General features: G+C 46.9%; 15 protein-coding genes and 2 pseudogenes. 8 read left to right on the top strand and 9 right to left on the bottom strand.

Features of this window, described 5'->3' with window-relative positions:
- Nucleotides 1-553 precede the first annotated feature (553 nt).
- The 6 genes from NC980_RS24975 to NC980_RS24950 all read left to right on the top strand — a co-directional run bounded on the left by NC980_RS24975 (nucleotide 554) and on the right by NC980_RS24950 (nucleotide 7,080).
- On the top strand, nucleotides 554-2,596 hold the full coding sequence (locus tag NC980_RS24975) for a helix-turn-helix transcriptional regulator (protein WP_190379196.1): 2,043 nt from the start codon (nucleotides 554-556) through the stop codon (nucleotides 2,594-2,596).
- A 259-nt stretch (nucleotides 2,597-2,855) separates the two neighbouring features.
- Nucleotides 2,856-3,095: a hypothetical protein gene (locus NC980_RS24970; RefSeq protein ID WP_199298741.1), complete on the top strand. Its 240-nt coding sequence runs from the start codon at nucleotides 2,856-2,858 to the stop codon at nucleotides 3,093-3,095.
- Between the two features lie 365 nt (nucleotides 3,096-3,460).
- Nucleotides 3,461-4,669, top strand: coding sequence for an RNA-guided endonuclease TnpB family protein (locus tag NC980_RS24965; protein WP_190379194.1), 1,209 nt, complete (start codon nucleotides 3,461-3,463; stop codon nucleotides 4,667-4,669).
- A 158-nt stretch (nucleotides 4,670-4,827) separates the two neighbouring features.
- Nucleotides 4,828-5,508, top strand: a complete 681-nt coding sequence (locus NC980_RS24960; protein WP_190379193.1) for a hypothetical protein — start codon at nucleotides 4,828-4,830, stop codon at nucleotides 5,506-5,508.
- A gap of 698 nt (nucleotides 5,509-6,206) precedes the next feature.
- Entirely contained in the window at nucleotides 6,207-6,389 is a 183-nt protein-coding gene (locus tag NC980_RS24955; RefSeq protein WP_190379192.1) for a DUF6788 family protein, read from the top strand.
- Nucleotides 6,352-7,080, top strand: coding sequence for an N-6 DNA methylase (locus NC980_RS24950; RefSeq protein WP_199298740.1), 729 nt, complete (start codon nucleotides 6,352-6,354; stop codon nucleotides 7,078-7,080). Before NC980_RS24955 ends, NC980_RS24950 begins: the two co-directional genes overlap by 38 nt.
- On the opposite strand, the pseudogene NC980_RS24945 reads toward NC980_RS24950, so the two are convergent.
- The 6 genes and pseudogenes from NC980_RS24945 to NC980_RS24920 all read right to left on the bottom strand — a co-directional run.
- Nucleotides 7,045-7,303, bottom strand: a pseudogene (locus NC980_RS24945) (IS6 family transposase); the annotation flags it as partial. The gene NC980_RS24950 and the pseudogene NC980_RS24945 overlap by 36 nt on opposite strands.
- A gap of 65 nt (nucleotides 7,304-7,368) precedes the next feature.
- On the bottom strand, nucleotides 7,369-7,887 hold the full coding sequence (locus NC980_RS24940) for a metallophosphoesterase family protein (protein ID WP_190379191.1): 519 nt from the start codon (nucleotides 7,885-7,887) through the stop codon (nucleotides 7,369-7,371).
- A 107-nt stretch (nucleotides 7,888-7,994) separates the two neighbouring features.
- On the bottom strand, nucleotides 7,995-8,984 hold the full coding sequence (locus NC980_RS24935) for a ParB/RepB/Spo0J family partition protein (RefSeq protein WP_190379190.1): 990 nt from the start codon (nucleotides 8,982-8,984) through the stop codon (nucleotides 7,995-7,997).
- The gene (locus NC980_RS24930) at nucleotides 8,977-9,669 is read right to left on the bottom strand and encodes a ParA family protein (RefSeq protein WP_190379189.1); all 693 of its coding nucleotides are present in this window, start codon (nucleotides 9,667-9,669) and stop codon (nucleotides 8,977-8,979) included. Before NC980_RS24930 ends, NC980_RS24935 begins: the two co-directional genes overlap by 8 nt.
- A 287-nt stretch (nucleotides 9,670-9,956) precedes the next feature.
- Nucleotides 9,957-12,314: a prolyl oligopeptidase family serine peptidase gene (locus NC980_RS24925; RefSeq protein WP_190379188.1), complete on the bottom strand. Its 2,358-nt coding sequence runs from the start codon at nucleotides 12,312-12,314 to the stop codon at nucleotides 9,957-9,959.
- Nucleotides 12,315-12,680: 366 nt separating this feature from the next.
- The gene (locus tag NC980_RS24920; RefSeq protein ID WP_190379187.1) at nucleotides 12,681-13,646 is read right to left on the bottom strand and encodes a tyrosine-type recombinase/integrase; all 966 of its coding nucleotides are present in this window, start codon (nucleotides 13,644-13,646) and stop codon (nucleotides 12,681-12,683) included.
- Between the two features lie 173 nt (nucleotides 13,647-13,819).
- On the opposite strand from NC980_RS24920, the gene NC980_RS24915 reads away from it, so the two are divergent.
- A protein-coding gene (locus NC980_RS24915) for an IS6 family transposase (protein ID WP_242027181.1) occupies nucleotides 13,820-14,531 on the top strand; the annotation gives its coding sequence in 2 pieces (ribosomal slippage) (nucleotides 13,820-13,975 and nucleotides 13,977-14,531; 711 coding nt in all).
- 93 nt (nucleotides 14,532-14,624) lie between these two features.
- Here NC980_RS24915 and NC980_RS24910 read toward each other — a convergent pair.
- From NC980_RS24910 to NC980_RS24900, 3 genes are read right to left on the bottom strand one after another with little or no spacing between them, the layout of a single operon-like run.
- Entirely contained in the window at nucleotides 14,625-15,419 is a 795-nt protein-coding gene (locus NC980_RS24910) for a hypothetical protein (protein WP_190379186.1), read from the bottom strand.
- Complete coding sequence (locus tag NC980_RS24905; protein ID WP_190379185.1) at nucleotides 15,416-15,952, bottom strand: hypothetical protein; 537 nt, start codon at nucleotides 15,950-15,952, stop codon at nucleotides 15,416-15,418. The genes NC980_RS24910 and NC980_RS24905 overlap by 4 nt, the downstream gene beginning before the upstream one ends.
- A 40-nt stretch (nucleotides 15,953-15,992) precedes the next feature.
- Nucleotides 15,993-16,547 carry a Uma2 family endonuclease gene (locus NC980_RS24900; RefSeq protein ID WP_190379184.1) on the bottom strand — a complete coding sequence of 185 codons (555 nt, stop codon included), beginning with the start codon at nucleotides 16,545-16,547 and terminating at the stop codon, nucleotides 15,993-15,995.
- Between the two features lie 524 nt (nucleotides 16,548-17,071).
- Between NC980_RS24900 and NC980_RS24895 the strand changes: the two are divergent.
- Nucleotides 17,072-17,192, top strand: a pseudogene (locus NC980_RS24895) (IS6 family transposase); the annotation flags it as partial.

The following is a 17,192-nucleotide window of genomic DNA, read 5'->3' as shown; positions in this document are numbered from 1 at the left end:
CAAGATTGGCGAGAAGTCGCTTGCTTGCAAACTGCTGCGTAAATTGAGCGAACCTAGCGATTGCGGGATAATTGTGCTCAATTTTGAACATCTCCGGTTAAGTTGACAATACCAGCACGCCATTAATTTTTTCAACAAATCGTCATTCGGCTGCATATTCTAATCGTTCTGCGCTTTGGTCAAGCGATTCTAGAACTTGAGTCAACATTGTCAACAAAACTGAAATTGCTAAGTTTTATGAAGAATTTGTTCAACAAGTGACTGGTTATAGCGCGAGCGTGTTGACAGTAATTGGCTTCACTCAAGGTAAATCAAGGTTTAAGGCAAAATAATCTTCACCCTCAGGTCATCGCATTCTAGAAAGTTAGTCATGTGATTCTAGAAATGTTGTCAACGGCAACTCTAACGCCTCAGTTGAGTAAAGCATTGTCCTGCCTTTAGCTCAGAATTTGTAGACTGACAGGACCGTTGTTGACAAGATGGTTTTGTTGACAGCGCGAATGTCATAATCCTGTGCTGTGGTCTCTACAGGTATACTGATTCGAGTTCTCAAATGCTATTGGCAAATCGAATCATGCTGGTGAGCGCAGTGAAGCAAAGAAACACTAAATCGTCTCAATCTAAGTCAGCAAGACCGGACAAGGACGGTTCTGCTTTGCAATCTATGTCAGAACAAGAGCTTCATAAAGACATTCCGCAGGGTTCCGTCTCAGGAGAAATAGAGGATGTAACAAATGATGCTCATAGCATGATTTCATCTGAGCGAGTGCATCAGTATGCGGAAAAATTGCGTTCTGGTAAGTCCTTCTTAAACCTGATTTTGGTTCACGTTGCAACGGGGATTAATCAGTACCGATTGCGACAACTTCGGTCGCAAGTAAAAGGCGACTCAGAACTTATCAATCTCTACAATGAAACCGAAAAAATTGGCGCATTGCAAAAGCAATCCATTACTCGGTTGGAGAAGCTATTCAAATCTGTTTTGAAGCAAGCCTCGTTTTGGGAGCAAACAGCGCATTGGATTACGGTTCGACTTGAGCAATGGGCAGTAGAGTCACGAATGCCAGTGGACTGCTCGATTCCGGGCGTTTTATCTGTAGAAGCTGATTCAGCACTACCGGAAGAAGAGGCTTGGCGTGAATCAGTCGTGATTAGTGCCTGTGCCTTTTATACTGCTAGCGAATGGCTTAGACATTTAGATTGGTCGTCGTTCTCGATCGAAGACCTTGAGAAACTATTGGGAATTCGATCTCCTGACACTTCAATAACTGATCCCGCACTCTTTAAGGACCATGAAATTGAACGAGTTGCCACAGGGTATCCCATTTTGACTGGCGCACAAGCACTAATTAATAATCAATGGGAAGACGGAGAATATCCATACTGGAAGAAACTAGTCGGTGAAGGATTCATTCAGCACAACATCGTGCGTCAAAGCCCATCGAACCAACAGATAGAATTAGTGCCAGGCAAAGCAGCCTGGGAAATTATTCAGCAGTTTGGACCAGAAGCAGCCTATGTCCTTCTCATTTTCTCTTCCTATGCGACTGACTCAGAAAAACCCTGGGAGCAGCAAATTCGATTAAAAGGAACAGACTTGATCCGTTTGTTTGGATGGGACAAGCGAACAGACATCACACTAGGGCAAAAACTAAAAAAAATTGGCAACTTGGTAGAGTTGGTTTGTAGCTTATCGGTGTTGATTAACAACATCAATGTTGGAGCGAATCGATATAACGTAGCTAGGGGCGCGATGTGGCTGCTTGAAGAATTAGAATATTCAGGGCAACTTGCACTTACCGTCGATGCCAAGAATCCTAGCGCTCTGAGCTACGAAGCGGGTGATCCAGATGAGTTGTATATTAAAGTTCGCCCTGGCAGTTGGACGGAGAAGTTTCTGAACTCTAGGGATTTGAGTGGAAAGAACGCCCTTTGCCAGTATGGGTATTTGGCGAAGAGTACACTACAAATCAATCCATATCGTCAACGGCTAGCGTCTAAGCTGGCAATCTTTCTAACAATTATGAGCCGGATTCGGCAAGATGGACGGTACGAAGTTGGAACATTGCTGGAGCGCTTAGAACCAAAAGAGCTGATGACAGTCGTTCAGCAGAGTAAACAGCGCCGGAGTGCATTGATTGCACAATGGGACAACGCACTTCTAACGCTACACGAATTAGGCTGGCAGATTGAATTTGACAATGAGACTTACCCTGAGTGTATTCGCCCAGAATGGAGTTTGACAGATGAGTCTGAGCCGACGCGAACTCGCCCTCGGAATTGGTTAACGCTTTGGCTCAAAGCGATCGTGATTATTAAGCCTACCGTTCTGATTCAGGAGAAGTTAGGCTCAGTTCGAGCGTCCAATTCTCAACGCACTGCGGACTTGCCAACTGCTTCAGACAATCTATTAGAACGAATTCCAGAGCTTACAGGTGCGGAACTTGCGATCGCACTAGATGCAAAAGGATGGTCTAAAGCAAAATTGGCAAAAGAGTTGGGAGTCGATCGCTCTCTGATTACCCGCTGGATTAAAGGTGAGCGCGTTATCCAGCCAAAACATCAAACACAAATTCGAGTTCTGCTGGAATTATGAGCTTTTCAAAGAAATCTACTGATTTCTTTTTAGGGTGCATTAGCTTCTTGAACTCTCAATATATCCAGAGTTATGCACCCTAAATCGTTCGAGCAAATTTGTTTTTTAGGGGACATTCTCCTTGCTGGAGCAACAATTTCACTCTTAATCGCACCCTAAATTAAAACTTTAATTTAATATGTCTCGAAAAAGGCGCAAACAGGATAACCCTACCGTAGAAAGCATCCTTCAAGACTGCTACTCACTTGGCTTGGAAGAAATGAAGTACTTGCGCGAGGCACTAGACGTATTGATCACTGAAGAAGCGCAACGCTTGACAGCAGAGCCTGATGAGTGGGACGTGAAGCGAGAAGAGAAAGTCCTAAAAACGGGGGCACGCGGCTCTAGAGGAAGTATTGAATTGAAAATGATCAACAATTGTGGTCCTTATGCTTATTTGCGGTTTCGGTCAGGGGATACCCATCATTTCTTCTATTTAGGAAAAGTAAAGGCTAGATGAAAGCTTGCAATCGATTTAGGGTGCATATAATTCACTATTGACGTAATTTACGGCGCAATGCACTCTAAAAGCAAATGAATACATCTCCTTACGATCGCTGTCGTTAAATGATCTCTAAGAGGCTGCAATCGAAAGAAAAAACAAGAATCACAGCGCTTTAGCTAATTCGGCGGGAAGCCCCGCGCTCTCCCGAAGGGGAGCGTCGGGATGAGAGCCAGGGCGTTGACGAGTTGATGCTTTGAACAATGTGCAGCGTAGCTGTACGAGGACTTGGCATCGATGAGGAACCGCCAATCTCCCAAAAACGAAGCAAACACAGGTACTCAAACTACATTAGAGTGATTATCAATCCACTCTAATTATTCATGCTGAAAGCGGTCAAAGTCCGAATCTATCCAACTGATGCCCAGCAAGTTCATCTTGCTCAGGCGTTCGGGTGTTGCAGATGGGTTTGGAATCAGTCACTTGCCATCATGTCTCAAACGTACAAACAGACAGGACGTGGTGTTTCAGCAATGGATATGAAGAAGCTGCTTCCCGTTTGGAAGAAAGAGTATGAGTGGCTTTCTGAGTGCTATTCCCAATGTTTGCAGCAATCTGTTTTGAACTTGGGGACGGCGTTCGGCAACTTCTTTGATGGTCGGACAGGTTATCCCACCTTTAAAAATCGGTATGGTCGGCAGTCGATTCAGTATCCAGCAAATGTCAAAATTCTGGGCGAGTCTGAGATTAAATTCCCTGGCAAGCTTGGAACGATGAAAGCAAAGATTCATCGGGATTGTGTTGGAAAACTCAAGACTGTTACCGTGTCGAAAATGCCGGATGGTCGGTACTATGCGTCATTGCTGTTTGACGATGGGACAACCAAGCAAGAATCAAGCAGTGAGGGTAAAGCCGTTGGGATTGACTTGGGATTGATTGATTTTGCCGTGACTTCTGACGGCTCTAAATTCAACAATCCGAAACATCTCAAGAAGCATGAGTGCAACCTGAAACGGAAGCAAAGAAAGCTTGCTCGTAAAAGAGACAAGACGATCAATAAACGGCGTAAAGCTAAGCTTGCACTCGCGAAAGTGCATAGCAAAATCTCAAGAGTGAGAGAAGACTTCCTGCACAAGCTATCCCGCAAGATAGTGAACGAAAACCAAGTGATTGTGGTGGAAGATCTAGCAGTGAAAAACATGGTCAAGAATCACAACCTAGCCAAATCTATCAGCGATGCGGGTTGGGGGATGTTTCAGACCATGCTGAAGTACAAAGCAGAGCAAGACGGTAAGATCTACCTCGAAATCAGTCGATTCTTCCCGTCCTCACATCTCTGCAATGCAACGCTGCTACCGATTCCAAAGATGGATCTCTCAGTCCGCTCATTCCTCTGTCCGCATTGCAAGGTGCATCATGACAGAGATGTGAATGCGGCAATTAATATCAGAAATGAAGGCTTGCGGATTTTGGCGTTGGGAACCAGCGCTTCTGCCCTTGGAGGCAATGTAGGATCAAAGCGGTATGGGCGCAAGTCTACGACCGCAGAGGCAATTGCTGATGAATTGGGAAGCCAGCTCCGTACCGCCTAGCGGTCGGTGTCTGGTAGTTCACCAAACGTTAAAATCGAATGCAGTTGAGCGGCTTCCCCATGCGACAATAGTACACTTGAATATTCAGAAACTATGGCTTAGAAGTGAGTTCTTCTAGTCAACCAGTAGCTTCCCAATCCTCAATTGCAAAACTTCGAGTGACTCATCCTTCATTGCCTGATAAACTTTCTGGTGCGCTGACGATCGCGCAGAAAAAAGTCTCACAAGTCTGCTACTCTTTCAATTGCATCGCGTTTGAGTCATGTTACGAAGGGAGCCGAGACGGGCATAACCTCCCAGCGACTCCTGGTTTATACGCCTTCAAGCATCGAGACGGACGAGTGCTGTATGTTGGCAAGAGTACGAACATTCGGAAACGCTTTAAAGCACGACACGAAGTGTTTGTCGATCTATTTTTTGCAGGCTATGCTGCGCCTGATGTGCGGATTGCGGTCGTTTCCATTTCTGGAAATTATCTGCCATTATTAGAAGTAATGGAAGCTCTCGTCATTTTTACGTTAAGACCAGAGTTTAATCGGAAAGTCTACTCGCTTGCGGAGATGGCAGCTATGGTGGCAGTGCGATCGTTTACAATTCCTGCGGATGTTGAATTGACGGATCTGCTCGATACTCAGGTCGTGTCGGCGATTCGCGACTACGGAGTTGCCAATGGGTTGACCCCGAACCAGGTAATCGAGTTAGCGCTGGCACAGTTTCTCGATTTTGAGGCAGTGACACTGGATGGGTACGAACATCTTCAGACCTATGCAGATTTGAAAAATGAGATTGCAATGCTGCAAGCAGAACTGCGAGGGCTGAAGCAGAACGGGGAAATGTAGATTTATATCGAGTGCGATCGCGGCTTCTGAGAGCGGACCGATAGTGAGTCGCTGCCTCAAATAGTCTTATGTATGACCTCAATATTCCGATTCGTACACAAGAAAAACTGGAGCATTAGCAGACTTCGTGTAGGTTCTAGCTGTACGTTTAGGCTGAAATTCGCAACTTTAGAATATGAAGCTTGAGATGGAGTGAGCGATCAAACGGTGCAGTGTAATCTGCTGCAAAATAGTTCTAGCTGCTTTAAAACAGCAATCAGCTAGAACTATGTTAAATGCGTCAAGCAAATTCACCTTGAATCTTGCGGCTGTAAAGCAGAAGAAAGCTGAAACAAAGGATTTATAGCAATCCTAGATTTCTTATGTACAAGCCGATATTGTGCTGTACATAAGAAAAGAGCTAACAAACTGGGCGCGATTGGGGACTGCGATCGTTCTACAATAATCAAATGCTTCTTATGTACACTCGTCAATTTGTATTACATAAGAACCTAACGAGTGTACATAAGAAGCAATCTTTGTACATAAGATTTATGTCGCAGCATCTATCCCTCTCTCAAATTCGCGCAGCTTTCTGCAAGCTTACGTTAAAGCAGGCAAAGAAATTGCAGCGTGAATTTGAGAAGGTGATTCAGGAGTTAGAGGAGCAAACAGAGACAATTGCGCCAGCCTCTTGAAAGGGGCGGGAAGTGATTGAGGTGCAGTGGATTGATAATCGGCTCTATCAGTTAGAACAAGTGCGCTGTGGAAAGGCAAAGTGCAAGTGTGCAGGCGCGAATGGAGAACTGCACGGACCATATTGGTATGTCTACTGGCGCGAAGATGGAAAGCTAAAAAGCCGCTATGTTGGTAAAAATCTTGCTTCCACGCTCTCACGCTGAAACCCGTTTCAGTTTCATCGCCGCCTCGGATTTCTACCAAGCTAAAGAGGCGCATCCGCTTTTATTCGCCTTTGTACTAAAGATTATGGCGCGGGCGAGAGTGAGTATTAAATGTCAAGACCATTTCCGGGTCGCGACAGTGACAGGGACTTGTGGCTTTTTGGTGAACGCCTATGAGTACATTCTGGAGAAGTATACGAGTCCGGAGATTTTGTATGACGAGAAGGGCTATCAGCATTTAGTGGGAGATCGCTTGTCGGATGAGGAGCGGCAGTTTTTGCAGACAAAAGCATTTACGGCTTATGACAATGATTCGGGCATGACGATGCTGCGAATTGGCTCGATGAATTTGATGCTGCACGGAATTCAGCGACCGCGATTTTTTTATAAGGATACGCTCTCTAAAGGGTTTGACGATGAGCGATCGCTGGATGTGGTGCTGATGAATCCGCCGTTTAAGGGCAAGATGGACGAGTCGGATATTCATGAGAAGCTGCCCTCGAAGGTGAAGAAAACAGAGTTGCTGTTTCTGCATCTGATTTTGCGGGTGCTGGAAATGGGGGGACGGTGTGCGGTGATTGTGCCCGATGGGGTGCTGTTTGGGTCGAGCCGGGCGCATGTGGAGCTTCGGAAAAAGATTATTGAAGAGAATCGCTTTGATCTCGATGTACGTTTCGTCCACCCTCCCTGAATCGTTGGTTGGATTTAAGAAGGGACGAATGCGTTTATCCAGTTCTGGAGCAAATTTCAAAACGAGCGCGATTAATCGTGGAATGATCCACGGCGACACCTCGCTCCGCCATCATCTCCTCCAAGTCTCGGTAGCTCAAAGAGTAACGACAATACCAGCGCACGTTCAGCAAGATGATTTCAGGCAAGAAGTGGCGCCATTTGAACAGGGAGTCAGTCGCCATTGAGAGCAAAGCTAGAGAAAATTGGGTCTTCACACCCTACCATTTTTGCGACACAACCATGCTGCTTAACTAGAAGCGCGAATACCAGTATTCTCACTTTCCAACAGATAGATAATTTCCGCGTGAACGGTTGTCTCCTGAACGACTAAACGGGCGACAGAGACTGGCAACTTAAATCGTCTTGGTCCTGCGCTTCCTGGATTTATGAACAGCACTCCTTCCCGAACTTCGACGCTGGGCTTGTGCGAGTGCCCGCTAATGACAACGCGAATGTTCTCAAATTTTGGTTCTAGCTTGAGATTCTTGAGGATGTGGATTAAGTGAATTGAAACTTGATCAATAGCAATTGTCTTTGATTCTGGAATAGTCTGTGCCCATGCTTCAGTGTCATTATTACCGCGTATCGCAACCACCGGAGCAATAGTACCGAGTTCTTCCAGGATTTCTGGCTTACCGATATCTCCCGCATGGAGAATGAGAGCGGAATTTATCAGTGCTTCGACTGCCTCCGGACGCAGCAAGCCATGCGTGTCAGAAATCACGCCAATTTGAGTGCCTGTTTGCTTCCGCCTACGCTTCACCATACCAAGGAAATTTTGATTCAGTCAGGGACTTAGCTCCAGTAAGCTTTGGGCTAATTGTAGCGCTCATCTCAAGACAGTAATTCCCCTATGATGCACATCAATTTCCACTAAGATTCCAGTAGTGACTCTAACTCCTTCAGCAGTCTTTCCGCTTTAGCGCGCGATCGTCCTGTTAACGCTGTTTTTGACAGACGCTGCAACACGGACTTGATGCGGCTCGAAAATTCTAATTCTTCTTGATCTGCTCGTTTTGGGTCATGCTGTTCTCGCCAATCTTTGACGGTTTCGGCGATTTGCTCACGCGACCACTCTCCCGCAATTGCTTGTTCGAGCAGCTTATCCCGCGTCTTTTCATCGGTGATACGGGAGAACAATCGTGCTTTTGAGCCTTCAATTTTTCCTTGTATAATCGCGGTTTGAATTGAAGGGGAAAGTTTTAATAAGGGCAAAAAATTCGCTCGGAATCCTTCGGGGCTATAGCGTCCTAAGCGCTCAAATTTGCGCTCTACGATCGACCAGTGCATCTCAAGCTGATCGAGTGGAATCGAGGCGAGAACGCTATCAGTTCGGGGAGGACGATGCGTTCCATCTGGTTGACGGTTACGAGAATTCCAGTTGAATAGGGCGATGATTTGTTCACGGGGAAGAGATAACTCAAGCTCTAGCGATCGCAGGATGCCATGAACTGTTTCTAAGTCATTGAAATCCCGTCGTTTCAAATTCTCTTCAAGTTCAAGATCCAGCGCTTCGCCTTCGTCTACCTCAAAAATTAAGGCATCTACCCATTCAATCTTGGCTTGCTGTGCCGCGAGATAACGAGTTCCTCCCGCAATCAGCTTGTAACGTCCCTGCTGAGTAGGACGTACCCAGAGGACTCCTCGAAAGCCAGATTTGCGAAATGTCCTGACAAAAGACTGAATCAGAATTTCATCGTGTGATTGACGAACGCGATCACTCACTTCGATGTCAGAAACCCGCAGTCGGACAACGGATTCACTGCGATTTGATTCAGATTTTGGAGCAGGCAGGTTGTCGAGGTCTGCTGTGGGCATCATTGAACCAATATTTTGCAGTGCTGCTGCAAGCCGATTAGCCATTCAGAATCTCCTCTAGCAATTGTTGAATATCTGTCCATGCTTTTTCTGCGGTTTTTCCTCGGAGCTGCCCGACGGATACGCCACGACCAAACGCTTCATCATAAATTGCGTAATCGCGAATCACTGATTCAAACACCGGAATGCCTTGCGCTCTCAGCCCCTTTTTAAAGCTAGAAAGCGTTTCCTCCCGATTGTTCGGATGCACTCGGTTTAATACCACACGATGCTTTTTACTGCCTACCGAATCTAAGAGTTTTACTGTAGATCCAGTCACGCGCAGTTCGTCTTGCTTGGTCGAACTGGGGATCAAGATTAAAGTTGACCGCTGCACAATCTCTTCGAGATCAATGGGCTCAGGTCTGGCTTTGGTATCAACGAAGAAGTGACGACAGTTGCCCGTTTGCCCAACGGATGCAGTTTCGCTCATGACTCGTAAGGGAACCGTTTCGCTATAAGCAATTGATCTTGCTCCAACGAGGGTACTCCGGTTTGGATCACCATCAATCAAGATAGTCTCGATACCTCGCTGTGCGAGAGCATACGACAGATTAACCGCGATTGTCGTTTTTCCAACACCGCCTTTTTGATTGAGGATCGATACCAAGAGTGGTGTGATTGTCGCTTGAGTAGCAGGTGAACTGGCTGAAGCTTTTGTTTTCTTCCGAGACGTGGTTGAGGCAGGCATAGGATTAGTTGGAAAACAGCAATGCTTAAATTCTGTTGAAGCGCGGTCTTTTTGCTCTTGCTGTCGAAGGTTTCTGGTTTACAGCAGAACAGTTACCGCTCAAGTCTTTCCAATAGATGATACTGGCAAAGCGCGAAATTCGATCCAGTCCTTTGCAAATTTTTCCGAACTTGTAAAGTGCGAATACCGGTATTCGCACTCGAGATTCTTGTCATTCAGTTCTTCGTGACGATTTCGGATTAGGTTTCTACACCTAATAAGTAAGTCAAAACAAGTTTCTTGTTCGCTCAATCTCGCGCTTTCAAATACAAATTACACCACCGCACCATCTCCCAAAGCGTATGTCCGATTCCTTCTTTTGATCGATATCCATGATCCTCAAACGGCAATTGCACCCACCGCACCGTTGCGCCTAGTCCCTTCAGTGCTTCAAATAGCCGCTCAGTTTGTATTGGATAAGTTCCGGGATTACTATCGTGCTCACCATGAATCAGGAGTAAAGGTACTTCAATTTGCGCGGCATAGGTAAAGGGAGCCATACGTTGATAAGTTTCAGTTGCCTCCCAAAAGTTGCGCTGCTCACCCTGAAAGCCAAAAGGTGTGAGTGTACGGTTATAAGCTCCACTACGGGCAATTCCCATTTTGAATAGCCGTGTATGAGCGAGTAAATTTGCGGTGGTAAACGCACCGTAAGAATGTCCCCCAATTCCGATGCAATCGCGGGTCGCCACTCCTCGACTGACGACATAGTCGATCGCCGCTTCTGCACCTGCAATTAACTGCTCGACATAAGTATCGTTCGGCTCAGCATTCCCTTCTCCGATAATCGGTAACTTCGGATCGTTTAGCACGGCGTATCCTTGCGTTAGCAGGAATAGCACCGATGCCCGACTTGGACAACTAAAATTGTTGTCTGAAGTGGTAATCTGCCCTGCGGTTTCCCGACTTTTGAATTCTGCGGGATACACCCAAAAGACGATCGGTAACGGTCCATCGCGCTGAAGATCATAGCCTGCGGGCAGATAGAGCTTGGCTGAAAGATCAACTCCGTCTGATCGCTGATACTGCACCAATTCTTTTTGAACGCCCGCGAACTGAGGAGCTGGATCAGGATAATCGGTTAACGCCGCAACCCGTCGATCGCGGTAGAGAAAATAATTCGGTGGCTCTGTTTTTGATTGCCGCCGCGTGATAAAGCTTTGAGCATCTGCATCTAACACCGCTAGAACACTTTCGAGATAAGGATCTTGACATTGCCAAAGTCGTTTGGTAGTTCCAGTTGAAAGCGTCATGCGATCGAGAAATGGATAAACACCTTGCGGTGAAGCACCTTGACCACTGAGATAGATGCTTTGATGATCTGGTGTAAACAGTAGGATCTGCCGACCAAATTTGCCGAGTGTCATCAACGGCAAGCCCTCATCCTGATATTTATCTTCAAAGCTACGATCGACGAGCAGCATTGGGGGTTGAGATTGATCCGGAGCAATTCGCCACAATCGAATGCGTCGAGAATCATACTCCTGCTCCCAAGCCAATGCCACATCTTCTCGACCCCATCGAATGCGGTGGTACCGATACTGCGATCGCCAAATCTCTCGCGGCGCTCCTGTGAACGGAGCTTCTAACGTCATCCAAGCATCACGATGAAAGACATCGCGTGTCGGATCTCCGCCGTCTAATGCTTCAAGCCAAAAGAGTGTTGCAGGACGATCGCTGCGCCAACTGATGCCTCTAAATCCGGGTCGAACCGCATCGAATTTAATCGATCTCTGATCATCTAAAGGCAAATCTGCCAGTTCCCGAAGCATGGTTCCGGTTGCATCGAGGATTTGAATCTTTTTTGGAAATCGTGTTGTTGGAACCTGGTAGGAAAACGGCTGATGCAGCGTCGTCAGAAGAATATATCGCCCATCCGGAGAAGGTCTTGCTTCATCAATTAAACTCGGAGCAACCAGCAGTTCTCGTTCTCCGGTCAAGTGAACGCGCTCCAGTGCTGACGTGAGATAGTATTCAAATAACGCTTCATCATAAGCATTCGTGAGCAGATTGGTGTAAGTCCGGGCAGGTGTTTTTCGTCCTAAGTTTTCCTCAATTCTGGGTGCAGTTGGAACGATTAAAGGCTGCGGTGGCTCCAGACGATCAGCCGGAACTACCTTGCACAAAAACGCTTCGTTGGATTGCCAGCGATACGGCATTCCATACGTTGTATTTAGAATCGCCTCTGTCACTTGCCAGGGTTTTCCAGTAGCGAGATCCATTGCCCACAGTTCTAACCCGTCCGATTGCTTCAGCGTGAAAGCAATCTTCTGCCCATCTGGTGACCAGGTGATGTAATTAACTTGAGCATCTTCTGGTAACTCGACCACTTGCCGAATTCCCGTTGCCAGCGGCTTGATCCACATTCTGCAGTATGAGCTTTGACGAGCAGGACTATAAGTTTTTGGATCAATCCGAAATCCAGCGATTGCGATTCCTAATTCTGCTAATTCGGAGATCGAACACAATTCTGGTTGCTCTAATTCCACTAGCCACTGTCGTGTCGGTGAGATTATTACGATCGGATTTGGGGGTGTAGCGAGAATCTGAGCAATAGGTTCGGGTGGCGTTTGCCAAGCGGAGAGTTGAGCAGCAGAAATATTCATTCGGTGAGGAAGAAGTTAAGTCGGCTTTCTGATGAACGTACGAAGTAGCTTTGTTCAATTTTAGGGTGATTAATGCTCAAGCTGGCTCAAAAGTTATCGATCATCTGCTGGAGCATTTGTGAAGAAATGGTTTGCACTTCAGTTGGCTCAAATTGACGCGCTCACGGCACATTCCTGAAGCATGAGGTTTGCGCTCCCATTTAAGGTCGAATTCACTCGCGAAGCAAAGGGATCTATGAGAGAGATGAAAGCCTCGATCGTCGTTATTACTTGAAAAATTTCAAAACGATCAGCAATCTGAGAACAACTTGGAAAGACGCCTGATGTCAACTCCCGAACACAATCACACTTCATCTTTGCAGTCGGTCAGTTCTCAAATTTATAAAACTCGTTTTCTGCCGCTGCTTGCTCTGCTGCCTTGGTGTATCTGCGGAAGTTGATCGGGTTCTTCTGGCGCATAATCGTCATGATGTGGTGCGGGTTCATGCCCATCAGAACATGATTCGTTGCAAAGGTGTGCCTTCCTTGATGCGACGTGAAATTAATTCCGGTTCGCTCACGCAACTTGTCTACCAGGGTACGAATGCCGCCATACGTCAGCCGCGCTCCTGCATTTTGCGGCGAATAGGAGACGAACATCGGACTTTCAGGACTCATCGCTTGTCCCTGCACTTTGCACCATTCGAGGTAACGATCGACGACCTCTCTCGCCTCCCGGTTGAGCGGAACGGTGCCTTTACTGTCGGCTTTTGCTTTGCGAATTCTCAACCGCGTTCCGTCATAGTCTTCCTGATTGAGATTGCACACCTCACTTGCTCGCAGCCCATGCAGCAGAAGCAGCAGAATTGCGAGATTGCGCTCTGGTAGTGTGGTTTCTGAGAGAGCGGCTGCCAGAATTTCTTCAACGGCTTGATCCGGCAGACTTCTTGCTTCTGGCTCTGGCAACTTGGGTAACTCGATTTCTAGCGTGGGGTCAAAGTCGAGGTAGCGAGATCGCGTCATCCAGCCAAAGAAGTTTTTCAGCGTGCCTAAGATTCGTCGTACACTCGCATCGGATAGGACTCGCTGACCGCTCTTCTCGCGCAGTAGATGTTCCTTGAACTGGGCGACTAGACGTGGGCTGACCATTGCCCAGGGTGCGTTTGTCCAATCGGTGAAGGCTTTCAAGTCCTGGCGATAGGCTCGCTTGCTGTTTTCCGAAAGCGATCGGGCGATCAAAAATTCATCAATGCGAGACTCTCTCAAATCCGCAGTTGGTGTAACCGCCGGCACTGGGGAGTGAGCAGCAGCACTACGAACCACAAAAATCGGATCAGGAATCGGTTGCGACATTGCTCTCAGTTGTATCTAAACTTGGTTTTCCGTAAACACAAATTTAGTGTACTGCTTACCGATCGTCTTGATTCGACTCCTCAAGGGCGATGAGGTTTTCAACGTTTCATTCAAGGGTTGTGTCGCAAAAATGGTAGGGTGTGAAGACCCAATTTTCTCTAGCTTTGCTCTCAATGGCGACTGACTCCCTGTTCAAATGGCGCCACTTCTTGCCTGAAATCATCTTGCTGAACGTGCGCTGGTATTGTCGTTACTCTTTGAGCTACCGAGACTTGGAGGAGATGATGGCGGAGCGAGGTGTCGCCGTGGATCATTCCACGATTAATCGCGCTCGTTTTGAAATTTGCTCCAGAACTGGATAAACGCATTCGTCCCTTCTTAAATCCAACCAACGATTCAGGGAGGGTGGACGAAACGTACATCGAGATCAAAGGGGAGTGGAAGTATCTTTACCGAGCGTTGGATTCTGAGGGGAACACCCTGGACTTCATGCTGAGTGCAAAGCGGAATGGGAAGGCGGCAGCACGCTTTTTTCGCAAAGTGTTGGCAGCAAAGCACACTCAAACTCCCCGAGTCATCAGCGTGGATAAAAATGCTGCGTATCCGGTAGCAATGGATGAATTAAAGCAAGATCAAACATTGAAAGCCGAGACCGAATTGCGGCAGTGCAAGTATTTGAATAACCTCATTGAGCAAGACCACCGAAACATCAAACGAATTGTGAAGCCAATGATGGGATTTCAATCCTTCAATACAGCAAGGAGAACACTGCGAGGGATCGAGGCAATGAATATGATGCGTAAAGGACAGGTGAAAGGAATCATTCGTAGAGACAGTGTATCTGAAGCAGAATTTATCAATGAACTCTTTGGAGTAATTGCTTAAGGCGATACGAATGAGACCCGTTCGTTTGTCACTTCATAATCTTTGCGACACAACCAATTGCGGCAGATACCAAGCTGAGATTTAACTAAACCACTATGCATCGAAAGTGCATAGTGGTTTAGTTTGATCTTTGTCATAATCCACGCAGATTCCAACCAGGCTGTAGAAATCATGAGCAGAACGACGTAACTGATAAGGATGTTTGCCGAGCAAAAATGTCATCCACAGATCGATTAGACATCTTTTCCGTTCTGATTGAGTGCGAGAAAGCTCCAAAGTGCAAACCAGATCAAGCAACGAAATCGTCTTCCGTTTGCGTTGTTGCAGCTTTTCCATCATCGCCACCAGTTCAGTTGTCCAAACCTCAATCTCTTCTCCATGCGAAAGGTCTTTGATCACATCAATATCGACCGGTGGCTGACGATCCGGTAACGCATCAAGCAGGACAGCCACGTCATCAATCATCGCGTCGCGAATCACCTGCACCATCGCTGGCTCTGAAATATAGTCGGAACGCAAGTCGTGGGGAGCCGTCCAGTCTCCTTCTACATAAGACGGCAATGGCAGTAGAGGAATCGGCTCGATGAATTCATCGAACTCCACCACCATCGATTGCCGCACAAAACCATCGAAAAAGTCGATCGACACCACCGGGTCTCTGAATGGGCGCGGTTGCACTTCCGCCTTTACTTCTTCAATTACACCCACGTACTTGGCTTCAACGATCGTGGCAAGTTGGAGTAGGGCATCGGCTGCCACTTCTAGCACAGCGTGATCCTCTAATGCTGCAATCACCGCATCAAATTCGTGCAACAGATCCAGCAATTGTGCCTCTTGCGGAGCGCTCATCGCCTCCTGAAGATGCTCAAACAGATCGAGACGAATCATCCGGTTGCCTCCAAATAGCAGGGACGAATCGGGCAACACTGCGGGTCGCGTCGAATCTGCGCCGCAAACTTGCGAATCCCGTATTCTTTGTGCAGAACACGCAGCAGCGTGGCAGTATAAGCCTTGACTACTGTTGGAGTCATGCCCTCGCAGTGAACCGGAGCAATGTCCACAATCTGCTCATTCCCCTTCCACACTGAGCCTGCGATCGCATGAACCGGAGAATCGTATCCGCCCTCGCGATACACAATCAACACCGCATAAACAAGGTCAGTATAGGGAGACTCGATTTGCAGTTGTTCCAGAATTTGCTCTCGCTGCTTGATTGCTTGTTTTTGACTGTTGATTTCAGAATTTCGCAGGCGTGATCGCCTTGGTGGACAAAGTTTTGGGTCATAACAACGATCGCTCTCAATCTTCGGGTCGCGCACGAAATTCTGTGGATCAGTTTTGGGGCTGCCATGAAGTTGATGCACTTGCTCGATCGCCAGTGCCGCGCACTTGTAGCATTTTTGCGGTGCTTTTCTGGGCATAAGTCGGTCAATTGAATCACAGCCACGTCGCGCTGAATCTTTACCGTCGCAATAATCTCGCTACATCAATCTGAACATCTGGGAAAGCCAGCGGACAAATGACCCCCTCGGTCAACACCAATTGCTTCTCGTACTTTCCATCAATCGGATTCTGAAAAACGTTTAATTCCCTGATTTTAAGATTAATCACCCAATACTCACAAATTCCGACGGCTGCATAGACTTTAGATTTGGTTTCTAAGTCCTTCTGTAGGCTGGAATTCGAGTACTCGATGATCCAAAAAATATTTTCTGGGTAGGGATGATGGTCATCAATGTAGATATCTTCGAGCGGTTCGACGATCGCTAAATCCGGTTCTGGCTCTGAGTTGTTAGGAAGCGTGATCGGATGTCCGACTCGCACGATTGCCCGCTCCCCCAATAGCCGTTGTAAATATCGAGATGAACGATCGGTGAGTCCTGCATGGGGGGTTCCTTCGGGTGACATTTCGACCAATTCTCCATTCAATAATTCGACAGGCGCACCTTCAAACACACCCGCTTCTACGGCTTGGTGATATCGGTCGATCGTCCATTTCCACGTCGAAACTGCCATCGTGTTCCCTCCGATTCTCCCGCTCTTGCAATTGACAGATGAGTTACGGGTTGGCTTGAGCCATGATGTAATCACGTCCTCGACCGAATTAACCCACCTCAAATCCCGACCATGCAGCAATCTTATCGAAATTCGCCATTTTGCGCTATAGAAATTTACGCAAAATTAGCATAATACTAAACCAGCAAGATTCAGCCATAATAAGCACTACAGCATTCACGATTCTGCTATCGCTTGAATTTCACTAAAAATCTCTCTTCATACTGCAATAATACTGTAACTACAGATAATGGTTATTATTTGTAGTCTAAGACGGAAAGCGATCGGTTTTGGGTCAAATCCACAGGCTGATAGGGGCAAAAATGGCTAAAATGCTTGTATAGAAGGGGTTTTAGGTAAAAATGATTCAAAATACGGAAGATGAATAAACCAAAAATCCTCACTGAGCCGTCCTACCGTATTGTCAGGTTAACCGGAACGTAGAATAATCGTACTAGTTCAACTTTAAGAACGACTGCTTGCCCATGTACTCCCGTCATCGCTTCCCTGGTGAAATTATTAGCTACTGCGTTTGGCTGTATTACACCTTTCCGTTGAGCTACCGGGACATTGAGAAAATGATGCTGTATCGCGGCATTGAAGTCA

Source organism: Leptolyngbya sp. AS-A5 (assembly GCF_039962495.1).
GTDB lineage: Bacteria > Cyanobacteriota > Cyanobacteriia > Leptolyngbyales > Leptolyngbyaceae > Leptolyngbya.
This window is presented reverse-complemented; position numbering and strand designations above follow the sequence as displayed.